This is a genomic window from Anoxynatronum sibiricum, from assembly GCF_039414295.1.
In the GTDB taxonomy this organism is placed as follows: domain Bacteria; phylum Bacillota; class Clostridia; order Peptostreptococcales; family Tindalliaceae; genus Anoxynatronum; species Anoxynatronum sibiricum.
Genome location: NZ_JBCITM010000018.1, coordinates 1 through 24407, shown reverse-complemented (window position 1 = coordinate 24407; position 24407 = coordinate 1). Strand labels below are relative to the sequence as shown.

Sequence of the window (24407 nt, the reverse complement as noted above, 5' to 3'; positions counted from 1 at the left end):
TGACAATGCCATTGGCCTCTACGACCTGCTGCTTTTATGCTGATAAAGCAGGTCATCCGCCAGCTTGATAATCTCATCGGCTGTTCCCGCTTCGCTGCCCGCCCGGCCAAAACTGACAGAAAGACCGATGGCAGGGTACTGGTCACAGATGGGCTGAAAAAGCTGGGCAACCCGTTCTTCCACCTGAGCGGCGTCGGTATCGGCGGTGCCCATGAGCAGCAAAATAAACTCATCACCACCATAACGAATGGCAATGTCGCTTTTACGGGAAGCCTGGCGCAGCACCTCCCCAAAGGCCTTTAAGACGACATCTCCCTCTGAATGGCCGAAGGTGTCGTTGATTTTTTTAAAATGATTCAGATCCATCATCAGCAGGGTAAAGGCTGAGTGTGGAGCGACATTTTCACTAGTAAGGGTTCCCAGTAAGTGATACAGGTAACGCCGGTTGTAGAGTCCTGTCAGCGTGTCGGTAATGGAGGCATCAAAAATACGTTGGTGCTCACTGGTGAAAGACCGGTTCATCACCATGATCACCACAAAAAAAGTGGCGGCGGCAATGAGATAATTGATGGATAGATCAATGGCCCGGAGGGAAGGGTCGGCATACAGGGTGTACTGATGGGGCCGGGTGGGTTCATAGACAAGAAGAAGAACGGTGATCAGGGCGGTTCCCAGGGGGAACAAGTACTCCCACCACTCGCTGGCCACGATGATACTGATAAAAAGAATGGTCATGCCGTAAAAAGACATGGCGCTGTATGAACCGGGAGAAGTAAGCCAGGCCACGGGAAGATAGAGAAAGCAAAGAAAAGCCAGAAAAAAAGTCTTGATGGAACGGCGATACCGGTTTTGCCGGTAGAGGCGGTAAATCCCCCCCATGATGACAGATGCCACCAGGGGAAACACCACATTTTCCCAGGGGCGATGATTCATCAGATTAATGATCACTGTTGCGGCGAACACCAGTACACTAATGCCCAGTACCGCCGCAACGATGCTGTTTTTCATTTCCTCCAGCTGATTGTTATGTGTGTGGTGCCATCGAAACCCCATGGCTGCATCGCCTCCCGAATGAGTGTCCAGCTATTAGTTAATACCCCAGACCTAGGGAAGCGTACCAAAAATATGTAAAAACGTTCAATAAAAAATTCCGCGCAAAGCCGATTTTGGCTGCATTTCAGCTTCAATTACATGATCCACAGCTTCTTAGCGTTACTGTATCCTAAGCCACAAAAAAAGCACTGCTTCATCCCTATGGACTGAGGCAGTGCTTTTTATGGTTCCCATCACAGAACCGGTTATTATTATAAAAAGCCTGAAAATGTATCAAGGCTCTTGAAATGGAGATTTCTCGCTAAGAAGATTATCAAAACAGATCGGTTTGTCATTATGAAATTGTTTGAAAAATTTTCTTTTCAGGGAATGAATGAAAAATGGCTACAGCTGTGCTGATAAATGATATAAAGTTCATCCAAGGTGAAATATCTGACACAACAATTACTGTGGCTTGTAGAATGACTGAGAAATAGTGTTGCGATGCTGACTAACAGGGTATATTCACAATATTATCTTGACTTTCGCATTAACTGCGTAGCAGGGATTGCAATAAAACAAGGTCTTTCTTTTCTTCTTTTTAGCTGATGAAACAGCGTGTACACATTTCTGTGATCCTTGGTTTACCTGACCTGCATTTCCAGCCTGGTGTACAGTATAATAATAAGAATACTTCAATATCCCGATGTTTGCCATAGAAGCTGAGGATCTCTTCTTCCCATGGTAAACAGGATTAAGAAATTGGCAAGTGTTGTTTTTAGAATTTGAGATTTGGCACAGCATTAATACGGATAATCCAAGTACTAATGTGGCACATTTCGATACATCGAGTTCCATATTGAAGCGTCTCCGCTAAGCTTCAATATAACATTTGGAGGACGATGAGATGATAAGAAAAAAAATGCCAATAATTGTATTGTTGCTTGTATCACTGCCTGTTTTTTTTCTAACGACATTGTATTATTTGTACATTTCGGATGAATTGATTAATTCAAATAAAGAGAGAATGAAGCAAGTACTAGACATTACAGTTTCCAACTACGAGTCATTCTTTGCTGAACGAAAGCAGGAAGTTGTTTATTTGTCAAAAAATGAACTGGTACAAGAACTTTTTTATCGATACGATCTATTAGAAGAGAATGATAGCATAAACTTCAGGATGGACAACGTGCAATTGAATGCATTCTTTAATGAAGTAAATGAAAATCAACAGTATATTAGAGATTTGTTTGTGTTATCTCCGTATGGCATGGTTTTATCTAGCACAGCTCCGGAGAGTCTGTGGATTGATTTGTCAGACCGACAATATTTTTTAGATGCAATGAATGGTATAACCACAATTAGCAATTTGCTTGTAGATCGAATTCGCAACGAAAGTGTTATTTTTATTGCAACTCCTGTTAAGCGTACTGAGTCCGATGAAGTCATTGGCGTTATGGCCGAAATCATTGATATGAAAATCAAATCAGATCAACTAAGACAACTGATTGATCCCGGCATTGGTGATGCATATTTGATCAATAATAAGAGTGAAATTGTTTTTCATACAGATAAGAACCTTATAGGAAGCTTGCCAAGCAACGATGGTATAAGAGAATATTTTCTTTCTGACGGGATGAAAACATCTGAGGGTTCTATGTTAATTAGTGAAGGCACTCAGAAAATGTTTTTCACCTATAAAAGCATTAATAATACAGATTGGAAACTGGTGATTGAACAAGATATGGGCATCATTACTGCTTCGGCATATAGATCGCTTGGGTATATGGTTGTTTTAAGTCTTGTGCTGCTAACAATTGCTTTTACGGTTGCGATTCGCTTTACTTATGGGATAACACGTCCGTTAACTCAGTTAGCGGATGTAATGAAAAGTGCTACAAATGGAGATTTATCAGCACGATCAACATATATAAGTTCGAATGAATTAGGACAGTTGTCAATGGATTTAAATTTTATGTTGAACAAATTAGAAACAAGTCAAAATGAATTGAAAGATATTCAGGAAAAGTATAGCTTGGCCATTAATAATTCAAGAGACATTATTTGGGAGTGGGATTACTCAAAAAATCATTTTTTTGCATCTGAAAATTGGACTAAACTAACAGGAAAGAAATCTTTTAAAGAAGAAGTTGATCAAATTGTGTTCGAAGAGATCTTAACAGATTTAGATAAAAAAAGAATTAGCCAACTGGTCAACCAGTTGCTCAAAGATGAAATAGAGTTACTAATAATGGATTTTGAATATCAAATGGATAATGGCCAAAAAAAATGGTTTACAATTAAAGCGAGCATTCTAAAAGAAAAGGGGGAAACTATCAAGATATCTGGAACTCTCGTTGACAATACATTAAAAAAACAATCAGAAGAAAAAATATGGCGTTTGGCATACACCAATCAAATTACGAATGTTCCAAACAAACTTGCGTTTATAGAACGAATTGAGTCAATTAAATCGGATTCAAATGGGTCACTTAAAAAATTCTTGGTTTTAATTATTGATATATATAACCTTAAGCAAATAAATAATTTATTTGGGCATGATGTTGGCGATCAAATTTTAAAAGAATTAGCCAATCGATTACACAGTCAATATTCAGATTGTTATCATCTTTCAGGTGATGAGTTTGCAGTTTTGATTGTGGATGAACCAGAGGAAGACTTTATTGTTAAAGAAATTATCCATATTTTTAGTATGATTCATACTCCGATGCTTATTCAAAATAGAACTTTTGAAATTTCTGCTTATATCGGTATTAGTAGATACCCAGAAAACGGGAACAGTGCAACTGAGTTGATTCAGAATGCTGATACAGCATTGTACCATGCAAAGTCTCTGGGCAAGTCAAATTATTCTTTTTTTGACAGTCTAATGACTGAAAAAATAGTAAAGAAAGCAGAAATAGAAGGCATTTTGAAAAGAGCGGTTCAGGATGGCCTGATATCAATGCATTTCCAACCTTTGTATGCAACAAAGAGCAAAAAACTCGTAGGTTTTGAGGCGTTAATGAGAATTCAACTAGAAAATGGTCATTTTATTCCACCAAGTGACTTTATACATGTAGCTGAGGAAACTGGGGATATATTGGAATTAGGAGAGTGGGCGTTGGAATATGTTTTTAAAAAGCAAGTAGAATGGATAGCAAAGGGGTACGTTGTTGAAAAAATATCTCTTAATGTTTCGAGTGTACAGCTCAATCAAAAGGGGTTTCTTGATGCTGTCAAACGCATTACTAAAAAATATGGAATAAATCCCCGGGGAATTTGCTTTGAAATAACAGAATCAGTTATGATGAATGCGATGGATCAGACAATTTCAGATTTGCAGATATTAAGAGAAATGGGTTTTGAAATAGCAATTGATGACTTTGGAACTGGATATTCGTCTTTCAACTATTTAAACAAATTGCCAATTGATTATTTGAAAGTGGATAAATGCTTTATCGACCAAATCGCCTTTAATTTTAAAGATAAGCATTTGCTTAAACAAATTATTGAAATAGCACAACAAGTGATGGAGTTGAAAATTATAGCTGAAGGCGTAGAATCAAAGGAACAATATGATATTCTTTGTGATTTCGATTGTGATACTATTCAGGGGTATTATTTTAGCAGACCTTTAAGCGCTGATAAATGCGATGAATTGTTAGGAGCGGTTTCTTCAACTTAGCTGCAACAGGTCGGCAATGTATTTACAGTAAAATTTGGCGGTGGGGGGTACCGCAACGATGACGTATGAATTTGACATCTACAATACAATTACAAGGAGCGCTGCATCAACTCAAAGATTTGATAGCAGCGCTCTTGTTCTTCCAATTACAGGAAAGGCCCCTCTCAAAAGGTTGATCAAGGGAGAGACCGCTATTTCAGGGCACACTGGGTGAGAATCACCGGGGCGCTGGCCCTGGCAACAGACACACTTTCTCCGGCTTCCGTTTCCAGCATATACAGGGAAAATCCGCTGACTTCCCTTTGAATACCAGCCTTTTCCAGATGAATGACCATATCGTCAACTGAAAAGCAGGTGACCATGGCAGCGGTTTTAACCAGGTGCGTATCTCCCTCCTGCAGCACTTGTAACAACGCTGTGGTGCCATTCTTTACGATGAAATTGTAGTCGATGCAGTCAGGGGTATTCTCCGAAGCCGTCGGCCAGGCGCCGTCAAAGTACGCCGGTTCATAGGCCGCCAGCTCCCGGGCAAACAATCTTTCATGTGAGAGCCGCAGGGTTCCCCTCAGAGGCAGCAGGTACCGCTGGTAACCGCTGAAATCAGAGAAAGCAGACTGGGTGGTGGTGAAGGTGGCCGACGAAATCCGCCATAAAAAATCTCTTTCAGAAAAAAGGGCATTATCAGGATAGATGGCCAGCTGGGTGGTTTCGCCCCCAGCCCACTGAGTGGTGACGAATGCGTCACGATGAACACTGGTTTCCTTCATGAGAAAGCACCTTCCCCTTCAGTCAAGTTGGAATTTCGGGAGACCGCTGTCGGCGGATCACCGCATGTTAACTGATTTTTAATTCGGTAATGGCCGCGTTAAAGGCGTTGATTTTTTCTTGATCCTTTACCAGAGACAAATTCGCTTCAATGTTCATCACGCAGCCATTGGCGCCAATTTTAGCCAACTCGCAGCCAATGATCAGGTCGGAATGGCAGTTGGGGTTGGACTGATTCACCAGTGCAAGACCGATGTGATACACTCGGTGGCAAAGCCTGGCGTTTTCCATGGGGGCGGTTGCGCCAACGATTCCTGCATGGGCAATGGCCTGGGCCCGAGCTGCCTTCTCTTCATCGGTTTCCTTGGGCAGCTTATAAGCATCTCTGATAACACCGTAAGCGTTGGCATCGGTGACCACGCCGGCAAGCAGCTGCTCCCGCAGCTCTTCCAACTCAACAGCATATGCCAATTGAGCCTCTGGTGCAACTCCGTAATCTTTTTTAGTGGACAGCTTGCAGACCATGCCAATAAGTCCGCAGGCGGTTGCGCCTGCCAAAGCAGAAGCACTGCCGCCTCCCACAGTCACGTCGTCGGTGTCCAAAATCAAATCCAACACATCAATATAGTTCATGATATACCTCCGTCTGATCTACTTTTCATCCAGTAGTCTTTTTTCCAATATCTGATCAAGATTGAAGTTCTCAATCTGCAAATAATACTCAGCGGCATCCAAAAGCGACTTCATGGGAATGGTGCCGATCACTTCACTGCCAACGATATTGACGCCGTATCTTTTTGCTTCGATTCTCACCATCTCAAAAGCCTGATAGACGGATGACTTCTCGAAATTCACCAGGTTCATGGAAACTTGTGTCTGGTTGCGTTCCTCCAGCTTTAAACCGATGCCCTTCACAAAGCGCAGGCCGCCGCCAATGTGCCGCACCTTTTTGGCGATCTTATCGGCAATTTCCACATCGGGGGTATCCAGATTAATGTTGAAGGCCACCAGTGGTACTCGAGCGCCAACGGCAGTGCAACCGCTTTTGGCATTCATTTCCTGGGGGCCGAAATCAGGCTTCCAGGCTTCGTCACTGATTTTTTCAAAAAAACCTTCATACTGCCCCTTGCGTACCTGGGCCAGGTTGGTGCGCTCAGGCTTTGAAGCTGCATCTTCATAGAGGTAGACGGGAATTCCCCAGCTTCCCAATGCGGCACCCACTTCTTTGGCCACCTGAATGCACTCGTCAATGGTCACGTTGGAAACCGGCGTAAAGGGAATCACATCGGTGGCGCCCATGCGGGGATGAGCCCCCTCGTGCTTGGTCATGTCAATCAGTTCAGCGGCTTTTTTGGCGGAATCAATGGCCGCCTTCGTGATTTGCTCCGGTGAGCCGATCATGGTGAGCACGGTGCGGTTGTGATCTTTGTCAGACGAATAGTCTAAAATGGTGATGCCTTCAATTTTTCGAACCTCATCAATAATCTGCTCCACCAGGGCCAGGTCTCTGCCTTCACTGAAATTGGGAACACATTCCATTAGCTTTTTCATTGGTACGTAAGCCTCCTCTATTTTAGGTTTTGCACAAAGGTTTTAATAAACCAAATGGTTTGGGGCTGGTAAATCACATCCACTAAAAAGGCGCCGACGATGGGAACAATCATCATGGCTTTACGGCTCATGCCGTATTTTTCATTGACGGCTGTCATGTTCACAATGGCTGAGGGAGTGGCTCCCAGACCGTGGCCACATAAACCGGCGCACATCACGGCAGCATCGTAATTTTTGCCAAGGATTCTGAATACGACAAAGTACGCCAGCAGTGAAACCAATAACACCTGGGCCATGACAACAATGAAGACCCCGCCAATCAGGCCGGAGAGTTCCCAAAGTTTCAGCGTCATCAGTGCTAAAGAGAGATACAGGGTCAGCATCACATTGCCAATTTCATCAACCAGGGCAAAGTCAAATCGGTAGAAGTGAAGCTTTTCATTGAGGTTTCGGAGTATAACCGCCACAAACATGGCGCCAACATAGGAAGGAAAGCCCATGTTGATGATGTTGCTGATCCAGCCGGAAACAATGGTTCCCAGGGCCATGCTGATAAGGATGACAGACACATTCTTAATGACATCAAGGGAACTGAGTTTTTCAGCCAGACCCACGTTAATATCAGTGACAGAGGTATCGAACGCTGCATCTTCATCGGGTTTCAGATTGTGCTTTTCAATCAATCTTCTTCCCAGGGGGCCGCCCACAAGCACGGCAGAAATCAGACCAAAGGTGGCGGCAGCTGCTCCCACCAAGGGGGCCACTTCATAGCCCATTTCACCGAAAGTGGTTCCGTAGGAAAGGGCTGCACCGTGGCCGCCGATCATGGAAATGGCACTGGCCAGCAAAGCATAAGGGGTTTCCAGTCCAATGATTTTGGCAAGGGTAACGCCCAGGGTGTTTTGAAAGATGGAAACCACGCCGGCGATGAGCCAGTAGACAATCAGGAGCTTGCCGCCTTTTACAAGCAGTTTGTAGCTGGCGCCAAGGCCCACTGTGGTAAAGAAGGCCAGCATAAAGGTGTTTTGAAACATGTTGTCAAAGGTGAAGGCAAAAGAGCCTGTCAGGTGACCAACCCAGGTGACAAACATGAAGATGAAGCCGCCGATAACGGGTGCAGGGATACAATATTTGTCCAGCAGCTTCACTTTGTCTTTTGTATAATACCCTAAAAGTAATAAGATTGCGGCAAACGCCAACGTAACAGTGGAATTCACATTGATCATTGAAAGACCATCAATTAGTTCAAAGCTCATCGGTATCCTCCTTAGTAATATCATTGGTAACATCATTGCTAACATCGCCGGTAGCATCATTTTCTGTGGTCACCCATCCCGGCAATTTCCGGCAAATACGTTCTTTCTACCTGTTCTCTTCCCCCTCCCTGTTCTCTTCCCCCTCCCGTATTCCTTCATTCCCTCTTTATGGCAGCCGCTTCTTAGGTGATCTATTGCATGATTCATGCCAAGGATCACCCCATCAAACAACGCCCCAATGGCAAGGCATGCGGGGCGCGGCGAAAAGATGGCAATGCGGTTCAGGCAGAAAACAACCCTGCAAAATTTGCACGGTGCAAAATCTGCAGGGTTGCTGAATGATGGTTTGATCGTCTGGGGAGGGTTGTGCTGCCGGTCACGCGTTGTTTGTATCGGTCGATGGCCGTGGGATCAGGGCTGTACTATAAGTGATACTCTTTTATCTTGTACCGCAGGGTTCTTTCGCTGATGCCCAGGCTGTCGGCAGTCCATTTTCTGTTGTGATCGTTGTTCTTCAGGGCAAAGGCAATCACTTTTTTCTCAATTTCTTTCATGGTCTCCCCCTCAAAAATCGTCAAATGGGGGTCTGACGCCTGGCTGGCCGTCAGGGCTTCTTTGGGCTGGCCGATATGCAGCACATGGGGTTCGATGAAATCCCCTGTGTTCAGCAGCACCGCTCGCTGCACAATGTTTTCCAGCTCCCGCACATTGCCCTTAAAGGGGTTTTTTCGAAGTGTTTCAAAGGCCTCATCTGAAAAGCCTGCAACGTTTTTGTTGTAGGCAATGTTGTATTTGTCGATGAAATGGGTTGTCAGGTGGGGCAAATCATCAATGCGTTCCCTTAAAGGGGGCGACACAATGTTGATCACGTTGATGCGATAATAGAGGTCTTCCCTGAAGGTGCCCTTTTCCACTTCCCTGGTCAGGTCCCGGTTGGTGATGCCAATGATTCTCACATCAACCTGGTGTGTCTGGGCATCGCCAATGTGCCGCACCTCTTTATCCTGGAGAAACCGCAGCAGTTTAGACTGCAGGCGCAAATCCATTTCTCCGATTTCATCCAAAAGAAGAGTGCCTTTGTGGGCCCTTCTGATAATGCCCATTTCATCTCTCTGGGCGCCGGTAAAGGCCCCCTTACGGTAGCCGAAAAGCTCGCTTTCCAGCAGTTCTCCCGGCATGGCGGCACAGTTAATGGCCACGTAAGGGTAGGCAGAGCGATTACTGGACCGGTGAATCTGATGGGCGATGAGTTCTTTTCCCGTACCGCTCTCACCCGTGATGAGAATGGTGGCATCGGTATCTTTCACCTTGTCGATCATCTCGGTGATTTTCTGAATACAGGGGGAGCTGCCAATGAGTTCCTTTTTCAGGTGACCTTCAAGGTGGTCAATTTTCCTGAACATTTCCAGCTTTTCAGTGGCGGTGTTCAGCAGTAGCAGCAGCTGGTCATTGTTAATGGGCTTGGGAATGAAATAATAAGCCCCCGATTTAATGGCGTTAATGGAGTTTTCCAGGGTGGAATAGGCCGTCATCATGATAATGCAGGCCTTTGGCTGGTGATTGAGACACTGGTTCATGAGCTGCAGGCCGCTTTCGTCATTCAGCCTTAAATCCAGGAGCATGAGGAAAATGGCTTCTTTTTTGAAAATGGCAAGGGCATCTTTTGAGTTATCGCTGGTGTAAACCTCGAAGTGCTCCTCCAGCAAAAATGTGAGAGATCTGAGTATTTTAGGTTCGTCATCTACAATCAATAGTTTATGCTTCATCTTCATCACCCCTTTTAAGGCTCATGTGAATGCGCATTCCCTGGTGGGGACCGTCACTTTCGGCGGTGATCCGGCCGCCGTTGTCATCAATGATCTGTTTCACCACAAACATGCCCACCCCGTTGCCGAACTCCTTGGTGGTGTAAAAAGGTTCAAAGATATGGGGCAGGTTTTCCCGGCTCATGCCGCAGCCGTTATCCTGAAAAGTGAGCACAATTTCATGGCCCTTTTCCTGGGCCGTTATTTCAACGACAGCATCATCGGCGTTTCGCAGGGCCTCGTGACTGTTCAGCAGCAAGTTCAAGACAACCTGTTTAAACTGGGAGACATCAAAGGTTACGAACAGCTGCCTGTCCACCGACACCCGAATGCGCATGTGATCCATGTGAAATTTTGCCAGCTTGATGGCGCTCATCAACTCATCATATAAGTTGATGGTGGCAATAACAGGTTTTTTGGGAGAGGCATACTCCATAAATTCTTTCAGCAGGCGGTCAACCCGGTCAATTTCCTGGGGAATATCTTCAGAGGCGGCCAGCAGAAAGGCGCGGTTGTCGATTTTTTGGGGCATCTGATTGGTATATATTTTAATGGAGGTCAGCGGATTTCGAATTTCATGAGCGATGGACGAAATGATTTTGTTCATGAACTGCAGCTTATCATAATGCCGAAGCTCATGCATCAGGGCTTTCTGTTCTTCGGTTTTGACGGCGATCATCCGTTTCAACTTGTTGTTGGCGCTTTTAATCATGGTCACCAAGGCAACCAGTGCGCCGATAATGCCCAGGGTATATTTCCAAAGAACTTCGTAATTGGAGGTGGCATTTTTAATGGGTGCACCAAACCATTTTCGATATAATGAATCATACATGCCGTTGTTTTGAATCTCCAGAATACCATCATTCAGCTTCTTCAGCAGCTCCGGGTTGCTTCGATGAACGGCGATGGCGTATTTCTGTTCGTTCATCGACCTGCCGACAATCTTCACAAGGTCGATGGCATTTTTTTCTTTGGATAAATAGTTGACAGTGAGGGTATTGCCGATTAAGGCATCCACCTCCCCGTCCAATAAACCCTGAAGCGCTTCCCCCAGGGAATCATACTCAGCGATGATGACATTTTCAATTTCACTGATTTCCCGATAACTGATATCTTCTTTGTTCAGAGCGATGGTTTTTCCCTTCAAATCACTTTCATTTCGAACAGTGTTGTTTTGATCCAAGACAAAGATGGACTGAGAACTGGTGAGGAGTGATTCTGAAAACAAGAAAATGCTTTTCCGCTGTTCCGATTCCTTCATTCCCTGTATTAAATCAGCCTGGCCCTGATGCACCGACACATACGCATGCTCCCATTTCATGGGGATAAACTCAAACTCCATTCCGGTGACAAGGCTGATGGCTTTCAGCAAATCCACATTAAAGCCTTTGAAATTCCCGTCGGCATCCACATATTCGTAGGGGGGGAAATCCCTGTCTCCCGCCACCCGGTATACTTCAGCGGCGGCATAAACGGGGGTGGAAAAAAGGGCACAGAGCAAAAAAGACAAACTGAGCAAACAGAACAAGAGCAGCCAATAGATTCGCTTTTTCATAAGTACCACCATTTCATAAACATCACCATTCCATGAGCACCACCGTTAAAGGAAGATTTTTTAGTCGGTTCAGTCGGTTCAGTCGATTCGGCTGGTTCAGCTACTTCATTATACCCCAATACCAGGTGATCGCGGTATACTCTCAGAAAAGGTCTTTTCACCGGCAGTGGTGATAAAAAAGAAAGTACCTTTAACGAATGATGATTGTGTGCTATAATATACGCGACAATGGCAAGCGTTTCAAAGGAACCGCTGTGTAAATATCGACAAGACCAACAGGAAACTCGCAAGAGCCGGGCAGGAAGACCCATGAGGTTCTTTTGCTGCCGGCAAATGGGATTTGAATCGGGCACACGCTGCAGGATGCCGCGCTTCACCGGCACAGGCAGCGTGTTTTCGTGTGAGTAGATGATCATCCTCACATGTCGTCAGATGATAACCATAACAGGATCAAGACAGTCTGACAACAGTATAACCACAGTCTGACAACGGCATGACAACAGCATGAAACATGTCATCAACAGTGAACCAGGGAAAAAGGAGAACAGCAATCATGAGTTTGTTAACGGTTAAAAACCTGAGCCACGGCTTTGGCGACCGGGCCATCTTCGACGATGTGTCTTTCCGGCTGCTGAAGGGAGAGCACGTGGGCCTTATTGGTGCCAACGGCGAAGGCAAATCCACCTTCATGAACATCATCACCGGCAAGCTGGAGCCAGACGCCGGCACGGTGGAGTGGTCCAAACGGGTGCGGGTGGGCTACCTGGACCAGCACACCGTGCTGGAAAAAGGCATGACCATTCGGGACGTACTGAAAAGTGCTTTCAAATACCTCTTTGATATGGAAGCAGAAATGAACAGCCTTTACGAAAAAATGGGAGACGTGGATGAAAACCAGCTGAACGCCATGCTGGAAGAAGTGGGCGTGATACAGGACATGCTGGACCACAACGACTTCTACATCATCGACGCCAAGGTGGAAGAAGTGGCCCGGGGCCTGGGGCTGACAGATATCGGGCTGGACAAAGAAGTCAACGACCTCAGCGGCGGCCAGCGCAGCAAAATTCTGCTGGCAAAACTCCTGCTGGAAAAACCGGAAATCCTGTTGCTGGACGAACCCACCAACTACCTGGACGAAACCCACATCGAGTGGTTGCGCCGGTACTTCCAGGCCTACGAAAACGCCTTTATCCTCATCACCCACGACATGCCCTTTCTCGACAGCGTGGTGAATGTGATTTATCACATGGAAAACCAGAAGCTTGATCGCTACACCGGCACATACGAGAACTTTCTCCAGGTGTACGAAGTGAAAAAATCCCAGTTGGAATCCGCCTACAAGCGGCAGCAGCAGGAAATCGGCGAGCTGAAAGATTTCGTGGCTCGCAACAAAGCCCGGGTGGCCACCCGGAACATGGCCATGTCGCGGCAGAAAAAACTGGATAAAATGGATGTCATTGAACTGGCCAGGGAAAAACCCAAGCCAGAGTTCAATTTCAAAGTCGCCCGCACCTCCGGCAAGCTGATTTTTCAAACCCAGGAGCTGGTCATCGGCTACGATGAACCCCTTTCCCGTCCCCTGAACCTGAAAATGGAACGGGGCCAGAAAATCGCCCTGGTGGGAGCCAACGGCCTGGGCAAAACCACCCTGCTCCGCAGCCTGCTGGGAGAAATCACCCCCATTGAAGGCGTGGTGGAAGAAGGCGATTACCTGCACATCGGCTACTTTGAACAGGAGATTAAAGAAGAAAACCAGCGCACCTGCATCGAAGAAGTCTGGGAAGCCTTCCCCGCCCTGAACCAGGGAGAAGTGCGGGGCATCCTGGCCAAATGCGGTCTCACCACCAAGCACATTGAAAGCCAGGTGCGGGTGCTCAGCGGCGGCGAACAGGCAAAGGTGCGCCTGTGCAAGCTCATCAATAAAGAAACCAACCTGCTGGTGCTGGACGAACCCACCAACCATCTGGATGTGGACGCCAAAGAAGAGCTGAAAAGAGCCCTGAAAGCCTACAAGGGAAGCATTCTTCTCATCAGCCACGAACCCGAGTTCTACCGGGAAGTGGTGACAGAAATCTGGAACTGCGAAGACTGGACCACCAAAATCGTGTAAACATATCAACACCAGCGTCAATATATCAACACCTATCAAAACTTGTGTCAACATATCAATGCGCGAGGATCGAGAGAAGGGAACGAAGAAAACGTGATTAATGTAACCAATCTGGCCGTCAGCTTTGGCGGACAAAAACTGTTTGAAGATGTGAACCTCCGGTTTACCCCCGGCAACTGCTACGGGGTCATTGGCGCCAACGGAGCCGGCAAAAGCACCTTTTTGAGAGTGCTGGCAGGAGACGTGGAAGCCAACAAAGGAGAAGTGCACGTAGGCCCCAACCTGCGCATGTCGGTTCTCAAGCAAGACCATTTTCAGTACGACGCCGAAGAAGTCATGGAAACCGTCATCATGGGCAACCCCCGGCTTCACCAAATCATGAAAGAAAAAGACGCCCTCTACGCCAAAGAAGACTTCAGCGATGAAGACGGCATGAAAGCCGCCGACCTGGAAGCCGAGTTCAGCGAACTCAACGGGTGGGAAGCCGAAGCCGAAGCTTCATCCCTGCTTCAGGGGCTGGGCATTGGCACCAGCCTCCACGGCCACCGCATGGCCGACCTGAAAGGCGCCCAAAAAGTGAAAGTGCTCCTGGCCCAGGCCCTTTTCGGCCACCCGGATATTCTGGTGCTGGACGAGCCCACCAACCATCTGGATATTCAGTCCATCCACTGGCTGGAAGAATTTCTCATGAACTTCGACGGCATCGTCATCTTCGTCTCCCATGACCGGTACTTTCTCAATAAAACCTGCACCCACATGGTGGATGTAGACTTTGGCAAAATTAAAATTTTCACCGGTAACTACGACTTCTGGTATGAGTCCAGCCAACTGGCCCTGCAAATGATGAAAGACCAGAACCGGAAAAAGGAAGAAAAAATCAAGCAGCTTCAGGAGTTCGTTGCCCGGTTCAGCGCCAACGCCTCCAAATCAAAACAGGCCACCTCCCGTAAAAAAGTGCTGGAAAAAATCACCCTGGACGACATCCAGCCCTCCACCCGCCGCTACCCCTTCGTGGGCTTCAAGCCCCATCGGGAAGTGGGCAACGACATCCTTATGGTGGAAGACCTGAGCAAAACCATCAACGGCGAAAAAGTGCTGGACAAAGTGAGCTTCATGGTGGGCAAAGGCGATAAAATTGCCTTTGTGGGAGAAAACGAGCTGGCCAATTCCACCCTGATGAAAATTCTGGCAGGCGAAATGGAACCAGACAGCGGCACCTTTAAATGGGGCATCACCACTGCTGTGGCCTCCCTGCCCAAAGACAACTCCACCTATTTCAACGATGTGAAGCTGACCCTCATCGACTGGCTGCGCCAGTTCTCTGAAGAAAAGTCAGAAATCTACATTCGGGGATACCTGGGCAAAATGCTCTTCTCCGGCGAAGAAGCCCTGAAACAGGTGGACGTGCTCTCCGGCGGCGAGCGAGTGCGCTGCATGCTTTCCCGCATGCTGCTCACCGAAGCCAACGTGCTGCTTCTGGATCAGCCCACCAACCACCTTGATCTGGAATCCATCACCGCCCTGAACAACGGCCTGCGAGACTACAGCAGCAACGTGCTGTTCACCTCCCACGACCACCAGTTCATCCAGACCATCGCCAACCGTATCATCGAAATCACCCCCAACGGCGTACTGGACTACCGCAAAACCTACGACGAATATTTGGAAACCAAAACCGCATAAAGCAATAAGAGGCTCAAAAAGCCCTCAGCGATCAACAAGCACCCCTGCGCATCTGTGTTATTCAGACAGCGTGAAGGGGTGCTTTTGTGTGTGGCAAAAAAGATGGGAGAGAAGAATGAGCAGAAAATCTCATAAGTAGGATAAAATGCAGAATTTTATACAAAATTTGCTGGATTTGCAGGTATAACTAAGGCATAATAAAAGCAGTGGTCATAAGAGTTTAAGAAGACGGTCCAGGAAGTGAGCATTAAGAGTCTTGGAAAAATTCAGAGTCCGTTGGATAGGTTGTTGGAAGAATAAAGAAAAGGGACTCTGCATTGTTACAGAAAGAAGTCGATATTACCGAACCAAGGTTCGCAAATACCTACTGAAATGGGAGGTAAAACGAACTGAGTCGCAGACTCCGCATAATCAAACAACCGTTAACCAACAATTAAAGTGAGAAGAATCTGAATATAGTCGCAATATTCTGCAAAAAGGATATTGCAGCGCTGGTGTCGAATACCTACACAAATTCGATTGAAGGAGTGTGGGATGCCATGAGTCAGGGAACCATGATCGACGCGCACAGCCCTGGTAAAGCCGGTCTGATCGTAGGTTTGTCAGAAGAAATGGGACTGGTGGAACTGTTTAACAAGAAGCTGTCTTCTGACCGAGGGAGACCGGAAGACATTCCCAACGGCGTCATGGCCCAGATGATGATGGTGAACATGTGCGATGACCACCATCCCCTTTGGCGATTGGATGACTACTACGCCATGAAAGACCTGGAGGGACTCTTCCACTATCCCATCCGGCATGAACAGATCAACGACGACCGGTTTGGTCACTTTTTAGACCGGTTACAGGAAGCAGGACCCCGGGAAATTTTCAGCCGTCTGGCCGCCAATGCCTTCTTACGTTACGACATACAGGTTCAGCACATTAACTATGACACTACCTCCAAAGTCATGTGGGGCACCTACGAAACCGAGGATGGGAAACTGGGCGAGATAGAAATCGACTTTGGCCACAGCAAACAAAAGCGACCCGATAAAAAACAAATCAAACTGGGCATTGGCACCGCTGAAGGTATCGTGGTGGATGGCCAGGTCTTCTCCGGCAACAAAGATGACAAAACCTGGAACAACGAAAACCTTGAACTGGTGGAAGACGTCCTGTCTTCCCTTCACATCAACAAAGATACCTTCTGCTACATCGCCGACAGCGCCCTTTTTTCAGAAGAAAACCTGAAGAAAGCTGCCCAAAAAGGCATTACCCTCATCACTCGGATGCCTGACAACGTCACCGAAGCTAAAGAGCTGCTGCAACTGGCCGTGGAAGCCTTTGATACCCTTGAACCCTTAACATTGACCAATGCCAAAGATCAGGTTGTACCCTACCGGGTACGCAGCGAAATCATCCAGTACAAAGGATACCCCCTTGCCTGCGGAATCTGCTATTCTGCTTCCATGAAAGAACAGAAAGAAAAGAGCCAGCAGAAGAAAATTGCCAAAGAGGGGGAAGAACTGGCAAAAAAACTTAACCCCTTCCAAAAACGCACCTTTGCCTGTGAAGAAGATGCCCGGCTGGAAATCCAGAAGCTTTCCAAAGACATCCAGAAACTGAAGTTCCACCAGGTGCAGTTTGACATCAAAGAAGTTCCCAAACGAAAGCCCGGTCGACCTGCTAAGGGCAAAGATCCCCAGTGGGTGTACCAGCTGGTGCCCCACATCACAGAGGACGAAAAAGCCATTACGGCCCATCTGATCCGGGAATGCACCTTTATCCTGGCCAGTAACCGTACAGACTTCTCAGCCACCCAACTGCTGCAGGAATACAAAACCCAGAGCCAAACGGAGAAAAAGTTCCAACAACTTAAAAGTCCCCATTTTGTCAACGCCATGTTCCTGGACAGTCCCCAGCGGATCGAAGCCTTTGCCTATCTGATGCTGATGGTCATCTTACTCCTGTCCGTGGCTGAGTATGTGGTACGCCGGGAGATGAAGAAAACCGGCGAAAAAATTGTTGGCCTGGGCAAACGGGAGGTATTCAACCCCACCCTGTTTGCCATTTACACCATTTTCTATTCTGTTCGGGTGAACTTGTATGAGCACAACGGGCGCATTGAAAGACGGTTAGCTCATCCTCTTTTTGACAATGTGAAGACGGTGCTTAAACACCTTGGCATCCCGGAAGATACGTTTACAAGGGGGTCAGCATAGCTTTTTCAGAGATTTAAAGGATTTTCGAGTACGTGTAGCTTTAAATTGTGTTAGGTTTTTAATGTATTGTGCGGAGTGTGTGCTGAGTGGCGGGAATAAGACGTTATGTGAAACATGGCGGAAATACACCGTGCGTCCTGCACGGAAAAACAAATACATAGGTGATAATATGAAAATCTACGAAAGAGACTATACCATCTTAACGGATGAAGAACTGGATGAATGGGAACGAATAAAGGAAAAAGAGAGCATTACAAAAGACGGGAAGAAATTACTTTTTAGAAAAAACCTTTTTAGAGAGTATCCAAAAGCAGCAAGACATTATATTTCATTATTTCCAAACAATTATCTTGATATCAATGAACTTGAAGAGTCTGAAAAACTGATTCCCTTTTTGGATCTTTTTTTAGAACTACTTGATGGAGCACAAACTGATGAAAGAGCAATATTGAACTTTATAAAAGAGAAAAAGGCCTATTTTTTAGTAGGTGCGATACTAAGAGGATATTTCAATTTTGGACATCACGATGCATACATAATACCTGAATTCATGTTAGGTGTTTCATATAAAGTTGACTATTTGCTAATAGGCAAAAATTCTGGGGGTTATGAATTTGTATTTGTTGAATTTGAAAAACCAAGAGGTCGAATTACCAATGGTGATGGAGAACTAGGAGAAGTATTCCGAAAAGGATTAAATCAAGTTCAAGACTGGGATACGTGGTTGGACTCGAATTATTCGTCTTTGTATGAAGTGTTTTCCAAGTATAAACATCCTGAAATTCAACGGGATGGAGAATTCCTGAAATATGACAAAACGAGAATTCACTTTGTCGTCGTGGCAGGTCGACGAGATGATTTCACTGAAAAGACATATAGAATTAAAAGATCCAAATTCGATAGAGAAAAAATCAGCGTATTACATTACGACAACTTGTTTGATGTCGCAAAAGAGCTTATTGGAAAATCAACATATTGATTGTTGAAGAGTGCGCCCTCCATGGCGCGCTCTGAACTGGAAGCCGCCAGGAACCAGCTAACAATGCCTATGTAGCAAGGGTTTCAGGCCGATTTGGGTTGGTTCCGGAGGTCGCCCGGCACCACACCCGGAAGTCCCTCTTTGGGGTCGAAATACTCCTGTCCGGCTCAAAAGTTTCGGCAAGGCGGAGCGTTATGCGAAATGCATACTGAAAAATTTAAAAAAGGAGAATTAATATGAAGTTCGTTGAAAACAATCAAATAAAAATGGCACATGAAGTAAAAATACTAATTAAAAAATCAAGAGAAGTGCTAATTTCAGTAGCTTTCTTGAGGTATAGTGGCGTCAACATTATTATCGATGATTTGGAGGAAATGATTAAAAAAGGAGGGCAAGTAAAGGTGCTTTTCAGCTCGGGATTTGGCATTACAGAGTGGAAGGCAGTTAATGCCCTACAAGAAATCGGTGCAGAGTTGAAGTGTTATCAGGGAGAAAAGGTTTTTCATTCAAAGGGGTACATTTTTAGAACTGATACACTTGCACATGTTATAATTGGGTCATCGAACATATCAAGTAGTGCACTGATTGAAGGCATAGAATGGAATATGTCGTTTGATTCAAATGAATTTAATTGTGATGATATAATCAATGAATTCAATCGTTTATGGCAATCTCTCGATTCGAGATTGCTGGATGACACATTGATGAAAGAACTCAAGAGAAACAAAAATGTAAAGATTACGGATATTGGTTTCAAAGAAGACCAGGAAATTGAAGACCCATCACTGCCATCCTATAACGAGTTGATGGATGATACGAAAAACTATATAGTTTCGAGAAATAAAGTAAACACAAATCAATGGCAATATCAGATATACAAAACCAGACTAGAGGAATATTCACAAAGAGGTAAATTCAATATAGTTATTGTCGGAGATGCAGATGCAAATGATCCCAAAATCATTGCAATCCCATACGATTATCTAAAAAAGAATATACTTCCGGTGGCTTCCTGTGATGACCGAGGTCGATATCTTTTTGAAGTCAGAAAAAGCGATTTGCGGTTTAATTGGCGGCACAGAATTAGTATGGATGGAAAACGTTTCAAATATAAGAAGTGAGAGCAAATACACTTCGTGTAACAAGCCATTCCCACAAGGGTGCAGGAAGCGATGTAAGCTTTGGAGTCATAGGGGATCTGACTGATCAAATGGATGGCCATTTGAGAATCATGGATATGGGCTGGTGCTTCCATGATCACTACCGGCAAACCGGAAAAAGTATCACAGACCACATGTACTTTCCAGCTATACCAATAAAACTTGTTGCCCTCGGTGTTCACAGCTGGGAGAGCTGTCATCCTTCTTACACTTTGACCGTGCCACAGCTTTTTCATAGGCCTTCACATGAGTGGCATCAACCGAAACATTTTCTTTTTGAATCAAGCCCAGTGCCATGGCTTTATCCCTTTGTTGCTGGAACAATAATTCTGCAATGCCCGCTTCCTCCAGTTGTTTCATAAATCGTGTGAAAGTCGCTTGGGAAGGTGGTGGCTGGTAAGGATCAAAGCCACAGTTGTACCTAAACCTTGCATCATCTCGCAACCGATCACAGAGTGCTTTGATGGTAGGGATTTTCTCAACAATCCGGGCAATGACAGCGTAGAGCATGGCTCTTTTGCAGTAACCTCTTGGCCCAGTGCGAACATCCTGGGACTCAAGCTTAGACATGACATCACTTAGGTCAATCTGTGAAAGAATCAGTTCCAACTTCGTAGGTGGCGAAAATTTTTCAATTTCTTCGAAGGATAATAGGATTTCTTGTCGAATATACACAGTGAGGGTTCATTCCTTTCTCTGTGAGGTGTGTTGGTTCGCACTTATATACTTCGACAGAGGAGGGGTGAACCCCTTTTTGATTATGAAAAAAGTTGTTCATTTTTCAAGGTTTTTAGTAATTTGAAATTTACTCATGTAGTAAAATTTAGTAAATATATTCATCAGACTAAGGAGCAATATTAATGACTAAGCTATACACAATCGGACACTCAAATCATAAAATTGACGAGTTTATTTTATTATTAAGAAAATATCAAATTAATTGTGTGATTGATGTAAGAAGTACTCCATACTCTAGGTTTTCCCCACAATTTAGTTCAAATGAAATCAAGAGTGAGTTAAATAAGAATGGAATTTACTATATTTTTATGGGTAATGAGTTAGGAGCAAGAAGAAAAGATATAAGTCTATATACAAAAGAAGGATACCTAGACTTTGAGAAAACAAGCAAAAATCCCTTGTTTTTAAAAGGGTTAGAGCGAGTAAAAGAAGGAATTGAAAGGGGGTATACTATTGCGTTAATGTGTACAGAGAAAGATCCACTTGATTGCCATAGAAATATATTAGTTGCTAGAGAGTTTTACAAATTAGGTTATGATATTCACAATATTCTTGCAAATGGGATTGTAGAAACTCAAAAGGAAATAGAAAAAAGATTATTAGATGAATATTTTCCTAATAGAGATCAAGTTACTATTTTTGAGTTGATAAGTGATAGAAAAGATATGGAGGATTTAATTAATGAAGCATACTTATTAAGGAACAAAGAAATTGGACATATTAGAGATAGCGAGAAAGAAGGTGAGAACAGTTGAAAATATTTACAATAGGATTTACAAAGAAATCGGCTGAAGAATTTTTTTCCAAACTAAAAGAGAATGAAGTAAAAAGAGTGGTTGATATCCGATTAAATAACTCATCACAGTTAGCAGGTTTTACTAAAGGCAATGACCTAAAATTTTTTTTAGATATGATTCTAAAAATACCTTATGAGCATAACGTCAAGTTGGCACCAACAAAAGAAATACTTAGCGACTATAAAAATAAAAAAATAGAATGGAGTGAATATGAACGCCAATTTACTAACTTATTAAAAGAAAGAAGCAATAAGAATACTTTAATAGAAAAAAACAAACTTGACAATGTGTGTTTTTTGTGTAGTGAAGCATATCCAAGTAATTGTCATAGAACATTAGTAGCTAATTTTGTTAAACAAAATTACCCTGATTTAGATATAAACATTATTCATATTTAAAACATTTCATGTAGCACACACTCCGCACAATTCACTAAAAATCTAACATAGGGTCTGCTGAATAAACCCCTATGTTATCAAACAACATAACACTCTTTCAACAAACAGAACCTGTATAGACTCTTTTTCAGACTCTTCCAGAGCCAATTTGAAAAAGAGGGCAAAAGATCCCGGAGCTTGCGCTCCAGGTTCATCACATAGAGAGCAATCCCAATACTTGTTTCACAGGTTTCTTTAAGTTTGGTCCTGAGTCGGGAGAGGCCGTATTTTCGTTTGCCTTCACCGAATTTTCCTTCCACAGCGTTTCGAATGGAGGCATCAGCTCTTTCAACCTGACACAGCATTTTCTGGATGGCCTTCCTTGGCCGGCCCAGTTTTGGACCACTGATGCGGATGCCTCGGGCTTGGCAATAGGCAATGTTGGTGCGGTTGCGGTAGATCTTGTCAACAATGACAGCTTCTGGGTAGTGACCGTGACGTTCTCTGAATCGTTCAATGGCTGGAATCAAATCTGCACTTTCATTGAAGCTGTCCCAGCTGAGTCTTTCGATGGTGGTGTAACCGTCCACCAAGCTGATGGATAGCTTGGCACCAAACTCTGAGGGGTTGTTTACCTTTCCCCGGACAATGGGCCTGACGTGGGGTTGACTGATACTGACGATTCTGTCAGGAACGCTATGGCTTTTGGTTTGGTACATGGTGTACTGTTGGTCGTACACTTTCCTGATGATTGCAAGGATGGTTTCCTGTCTGGCGGTTAATGGCTGCGCTGCTGGATGTTCCTGAAGTTTTTCAACTGCGGTCAGGTTTCTTTTCACATAGGCCAACTGTTTGCGAATACCGTTACGCACTTTCTTTTTACCGGGTTTCCTGGACTTTGATATGTTCGAAAGTCTTTTCTCGTCTGGTTGCGATAGGTGCGTGGTCGTTTCTCTTTTCCAACCAGTGGTTTGTGGAGGTGATCAATGAGTTCATCCAGTTTGTCCCGGCTTTCGATCGGTGGGGTATTTGATGTCGGCAGGGATGCAGGTGGCGTCCATGATCAGGCGGCCTTTGTTTTCTGATGGGGGTTTGGTTGATGCTGACCCTGTGCCGCTGCCTGGTGGTTCGTCATCGTCTTTTTTCTTCGGGCGCAGGGTTTCTTCGTTGATACTATCCACAAGATCCAGGTTGATTCGCTTTCGAAAGTGTGTCATCAGTGAGGGGTCAAAAGGCGGTGTTGTCTGGAACTCTTTTAATCCGATGAACCACTGCAGATAGGGGTTTTCGGTGATCTGTGCGACGGTTTCTTCGTCGGTGGTGTTCAGCCGTGCTTTGATCACCAGGGCACCAAAGGCCATGCGGGATGGCTTGGCTGGTGCGCCTTCCTCTCCAAAGTTGGCTGCGTATTCTTTTTCAACGGTATCCCAGGGAATCAATTTACCTAATTTGATCCATCGATTGTTTTCATCCAGTCCTTTGCCGAAGGGTGAAACAAACTCATAAATGGAATGTTATAGGTCAGGTTTTCGGTACATCCTGAACTTTGCACCTTTGTTACACTAAAAACCCGTAACCATTGAAACTAGATGTTCCTATCATTTTCATCAGTGCAACTCAGTTACACTAACGATTTGAGAAAACCCAGTAATAATGCGGTTGGGGAAGTTAGTGTAACTTTTGTGAAAAGTTCAGATTATTGATTAATGGTTGTTTGATTTTGCGGAGTGTGCGATGTAGTACGAAAAAAGGGGGAATAATCATTTGAAAAAATCAATTATTCTGTTAACAAAATCAAAAAAGTATAGAAATTATTGTATTGCTGGAATAGATATAAATAACGGTGAGTGGGTTAGAATAGTATCTAATGATACTAATATTCATTATGCTGTAAAACAAGAAGATATAATGTATGAAAATAATGAAGAAGCTGAAATATTTGATATTATTGCAATTGAGTGCGAAAAAGATAGAAAAAGTTATTATCAAAGCGAGAACTATATTTTTGATAATGCTTACTACTGGGAAAAGATTGGGAAAGCAACTATAAATGATGTACTTGCAATTAAACCATGTGAAAATAGAAATTTTATATTCTATGATACAAACAAAAAGGTCGCAAGCGATTATTTAAAGACTATAAATAGTGATGATATATATTCATTAATGCTGATTTGTCCAACTAACGTTGAAATAATTGTCAAGCAGTGGTCACATGATGAAGAAAAGAAAATTACAATGAACTTTGAGTATAACAGTAATAGATACAGATACATACCTATAACGGACGAAATATTCAACAATCAGCACAGAACTAAAATAGATGGAAATTATTCCTTGCATTATAATCCAATATTAATTATGAGTTTAGGAGAAATGTACGAGAGAGATAAATGTCATTATAAATTGATAGCATCAGTATTAACATAATATATTAGGGTCTACTGAAAAACACTAAACCCATTGAAAATGAGACAAAAAGACACGAGGGGACGGTTCTTTTGTGTTAAGTTAACTCTCGCTTCATGCTAAGATGAACATGAGGTGATCATTTTGCCAAGAAAAGAACGAAAGAAAAGGCATACAGGAATATACCATGTCATGCTAAGGGGAATCAACGGCCAAATCATATTTGAAGATCGGGAGGATTCCATCAAACTATTAGAGACAATTAAATACTACAGAGAAGAAAGTGGTTACGAAATCT

18 protein-coding genes and 2 pseudogenes are annotated in these 24407 nt (G+C 44.2%); 10 read left to right on the top strand and 10 right to left on the bottom strand.

Features of this window, described 5'->3' with window-relative positions:
• Nucleotides 1–18: 18 nt before the first annotated feature.
• On the bottom strand, nt 19–1053 hold the full coding sequence (locus AAIG11_RS14110) for a GGDEF domain-containing protein (RefSeq protein WP_343186876.1): 1035 nt from the start codon (nt 1051–1053) through the stop codon (nt 19–21).
• Between the two features lie 886 nt (nt 1054–1939).
• Between AAIG11_RS14110 and AAIG11_RS14105 the strand changes: the two genes are divergently transcribed.
• Nucleotides 1940–4720 (top strand): bifunctional diguanylate cyclase/phosphodiesterase, encoded by a 2781-nt coding sequence (locus AAIG11_RS14105; RefSeq protein ID WP_343186875.1) that lies wholly within the window; start codon nt 1940–1942, stop codon nt 4718–4720.
• Nucleotides 4721–4911: 191 nt separating this feature from the next.
• Here AAIG11_RS14105 and AAIG11_RS14100 read toward each other — a convergent pair whose 3' ends face one another.
• The 4 genes from AAIG11_RS14100 to gltS form a co-directional block, all read right to left on the bottom strand.
• Nucleotides 4912–5487, bottom strand: coding sequence for a HutD family protein (locus tag AAIG11_RS14100; protein WP_343186874.1), 576 nt, complete (start codon nt 5485–5487; stop codon nt 4912–4914).
• A gap of 67 nt (nt 5488–5554) precedes the next feature.
• Nucleotides 5555–6118: a cyclodeaminase/cyclohydrolase family protein gene (locus AAIG11_RS14095; protein ID WP_343186873.1), complete on the bottom strand. Its 564-nt coding sequence runs from the start codon at nt 6116–6118 to the stop codon at nt 5555–5557.
• An 18-nt stretch (nt 6119–6136) separates the two neighbouring features.
• On the bottom strand, nt 6137–7036 hold the full coding sequence (gene ftcD, locus AAIG11_RS14090; protein ID WP_343186872.1) for a glutamate formimidoyltransferase: 900 nt from the start codon (nt 7034–7036) through the stop codon (nt 6137–6139).
• Nucleotides 7037–7053: 17 nt separating this feature from the next.
• The gene (gene gltS / locus AAIG11_RS14085; protein WP_343186871.1) at nt 7054–8292 is read right to left on the bottom strand and encodes a sodium/glutamate symporter; all 1239 of its coding nucleotides are present in this window, start codon (nt 8290–8292) and stop codon (nt 7054–7056) included.
• A gap of 198 nt (nt 8293–8490) precedes the next feature.
• Between gltS and AAIG11_RS14080 the strand changes: the two genes are divergently transcribed.
• Nucleotides 8491–8634 (top strand): hypothetical protein, encoded by a 144-nt coding sequence (locus tag AAIG11_RS14080; RefSeq protein ID WP_343186870.1) that lies wholly within the window; start codon nt 8491–8493, stop codon nt 8632–8634.
• An 80-nt stretch (nt 8635–8714) separates the two neighbouring features.
• Here the strand turns inward: AAIG11_RS14080 and AAIG11_RS14075 are convergent, their stop codons facing one another.
• Both AAIG11_RS14075 and AAIG11_RS14070 read right to left on the bottom strand, forming a co-directional pair.
• Complete coding sequence (locus AAIG11_RS14075; protein ID WP_343186869.1) at nt 8715–10058, bottom strand: sigma-54-dependent transcriptional regulator; 1344 nt, start codon at nt 10056–10058, stop codon at nt 8715–8717.
• Complete coding sequence (locus AAIG11_RS14070; protein WP_343186868.1) at nt 10048–11652, bottom strand: transporter substrate-binding domain-containing protein; 1605 nt, start codon at nt 11650–11652, stop codon at nt 10048–10050. The genes AAIG11_RS14075 and AAIG11_RS14070 overlap by 11 nt, the downstream gene beginning before the upstream one ends.
• Before the next feature lie 553 nt (nt 11653–12205).
• Here AAIG11_RS14070 and AAIG11_RS14065 point away from each other — a divergent pair.
• From AAIG11_RS14065 to AAIG11_RS14045, 5 genes are all read left to right on the top strand, one after another.
• The gene (locus AAIG11_RS14065; RefSeq protein ID WP_343186867.1) at nt 12206–13762 is read left to right on the top strand and encodes an ABC-F family ATP-binding cassette domain-containing protein; all 1557 of its coding nucleotides are present in this window, start codon (nt 12206–12208) and stop codon (nt 13760–13762) included.
• Nucleotides 13763–13855: 93 nt separating this feature from the next.
• Nucleotides 13856–15445 carry an ABC-F family ATP-binding cassette domain-containing protein gene (locus AAIG11_RS14060; RefSeq protein ID WP_343186866.1) on the top strand — a complete coding sequence of 530 codons (1590 nt, stop codon included), beginning with the start codon at nt 13856–13858 and terminating at the stop codon, nt 15443–15445.
• Between the two features lie 539 nt (nt 15446–15984).
• Nucleotides 15985–17649, top strand: a complete 1665-nt coding sequence (locus AAIG11_RS14055) for an IS1634 family transposase (RefSeq protein WP_343186865.1) — start codon at nt 15985–15987, stop codon at nt 17647–17649.
• A 169-nt stretch (nt 17650–17818) separates the two neighbouring features.
• Nucleotides 17819–18628 (top strand): Shedu anti-phage system protein SduA domain-containing protein, encoded by an 810-nt coding sequence (locus tag AAIG11_RS14050; RefSeq protein ID WP_343186864.1) that lies wholly within the window; start codon nt 17819–17821, stop codon nt 18626–18628.
• Between the two features lie 236 nt (nt 18629–18864).
• Nucleotides 18865–19749, top strand: coding sequence for a phospholipase D-like domain-containing protein (locus tag AAIG11_RS14045; protein WP_343186863.1), 885 nt, complete (start codon nt 18865–18867; stop codon nt 19747–19749).
• A gap of 113 nt (nt 19750–19862) precedes the next feature.
• On the opposite strand, the pseudogene AAIG11_RS18195 reads toward AAIG11_RS14045, so the two are convergent.
• Together AAIG11_RS18195 and AAIG11_RS14040 are read right to left on the bottom strand one after the other, a co-directional pair.
• Nucleotides 19863–19988, bottom strand: a pseudogene (locus AAIG11_RS18195) (hypothetical protein); the annotation flags it as partial.
• Nucleotides 19936–20463 carry a transposase gene (locus AAIG11_RS14040; RefSeq protein WP_484477163.1) on the bottom strand — a complete coding sequence of 176 codons (528 nt, stop codon included), beginning with the start codon at nt 20461–20463 and terminating at the stop codon, nt 19936–19938. The gene AAIG11_RS14040 and the pseudogene AAIG11_RS18195, both read right to left, overlap by 53 nt.
• Before the next feature lie 185 nt (nt 20464–20648).
• Here AAIG11_RS14040 and AAIG11_RS14035 point away from each other — a divergent pair, with 185 nt between their 5' ends.
• Nucleotides 20649–21281, top strand: a complete 633-nt coding sequence (locus AAIG11_RS14035; RefSeq protein ID WP_343186861.1) for a DUF488 domain-containing protein — start codon at nt 20649–20651, stop codon at nt 21279–21281.
• Nucleotides 21278–21721, top strand: a complete 444-nt coding sequence (locus AAIG11_RS14030; RefSeq protein WP_343186860.1) for a DUF488 domain-containing protein — start codon at nt 21278–21280, stop codon at nt 21719–21721. Before AAIG11_RS14035 ends, AAIG11_RS14030 begins: the two co-directional genes overlap by 4 nt.
• 77 nt (nt 21722–21798) lie before the next feature.
• On the opposite strand, the pseudogene AAIG11_RS14025 reads toward AAIG11_RS14030, so the two are convergent.
• Nucleotides 21799–23208: pseudogene (locus tag AAIG11_RS14025) on the bottom strand (IS5 family transposase).
• 256 nt (nt 23209–23464) lie between these two features.
• Between AAIG11_RS14025 and AAIG11_RS14020 the strand changes: the two are divergent.
• Nucleotides 23465–24130, top strand: a complete 666-nt coding sequence (locus AAIG11_RS14020; RefSeq protein ID WP_343186859.1) for a dual OB domain-containing protein — start codon at nt 23465–23467, stop codon at nt 24128–24130.
• Nucleotides 24131–24407 lie beyond the last annotated feature (277 nt).

Coding starts and splice junctions, on each gene's coding strand:
- AAIG11_RS14110 (WP_343186876.1), bottom strand. CDS start 1,053: ATGGGGTTTCGATGGCACCACACACATAACAATCAGCTGGAGGAAATG.
- AAIG11_RS14105 (WP_343186875.1), top strand. CDS start 1,940: ATGATAAGAAAAAAAATGCCAATAATTGTATTGTTGCTTGTATCACTG.
- AAIG11_RS14100 (WP_343186874.1), bottom strand. CDS start 5,487: ATGAAGGAAACCAGTGTTCATCGTGACGCATTCGTCACCACTCAGTGG.
- AAIG11_RS14095 (WP_343186873.1), bottom strand. CDS start 6,118: ATGAACTATATTGATGTGTTGGATTTGATTTTGGACACCGACGACGTG.
- ftcD (WP_343186872.1), bottom strand. CDS start 7,036: ATGAAAAAGCTAATGGAATGTGTTCCCAATTTCAGTGAAGGCAGAGAC.
- gltS (WP_343186871.1), bottom strand. CDS start 8,292: ATGAGCTTTGAACTAATTGATGGTCTTTCAATGATCAATGTGAATTCC.
- AAIG11_RS14080 (WP_343186870.1), top strand. CDS start 8,491: ATGATTCATGCCAAGGATCACCCCATCAAACAACGCCCCAATGGCAAG.
- AAIG11_RS14075 (WP_343186869.1), bottom strand. CDS start 10,058: ATGAAGCATAAACTATTGATTGTAGATGACGAACCTAAAATACTCAGA.
- AAIG11_RS14070 (WP_343186868.1), bottom strand. CDS start 11,652: ATGAAAAAGCGAATCTATTGGCTGCTCTTGTTCTGTTTGCTCAGTTTG.
- AAIG11_RS14065 (WP_343186867.1), top strand. CDS start 12,206: ATGAGTTTGTTAACGGTTAAAAACCTGAGCCACGGCTTTGGCGACCGG.
- AAIG11_RS14055 (WP_343186865.1), top strand. CDS start 15,985: ATGAGTCAGGGAACCATGATCGACGCGCACAGCCCTGGTAAAGCCGGT.
- AAIG11_RS14050 (WP_343186864.1), top strand. CDS start 17,819: ATGAAAATCTACGAAAGAGACTATACCATCTTAACGGATGAAGAACTG.
- AAIG11_RS14045 (WP_343186863.1), top strand. CDS start 18,865: ATGAAGTTCGTTGAAAACAATCAAATAAAAATGGCACATGAAGTAAAA.
- AAIG11_RS14035 (WP_343186861.1), top strand. CDS start 20,649: ATGACTAAGCTATACACAATCGGACACTCAAATCATAAAATTGACGAG.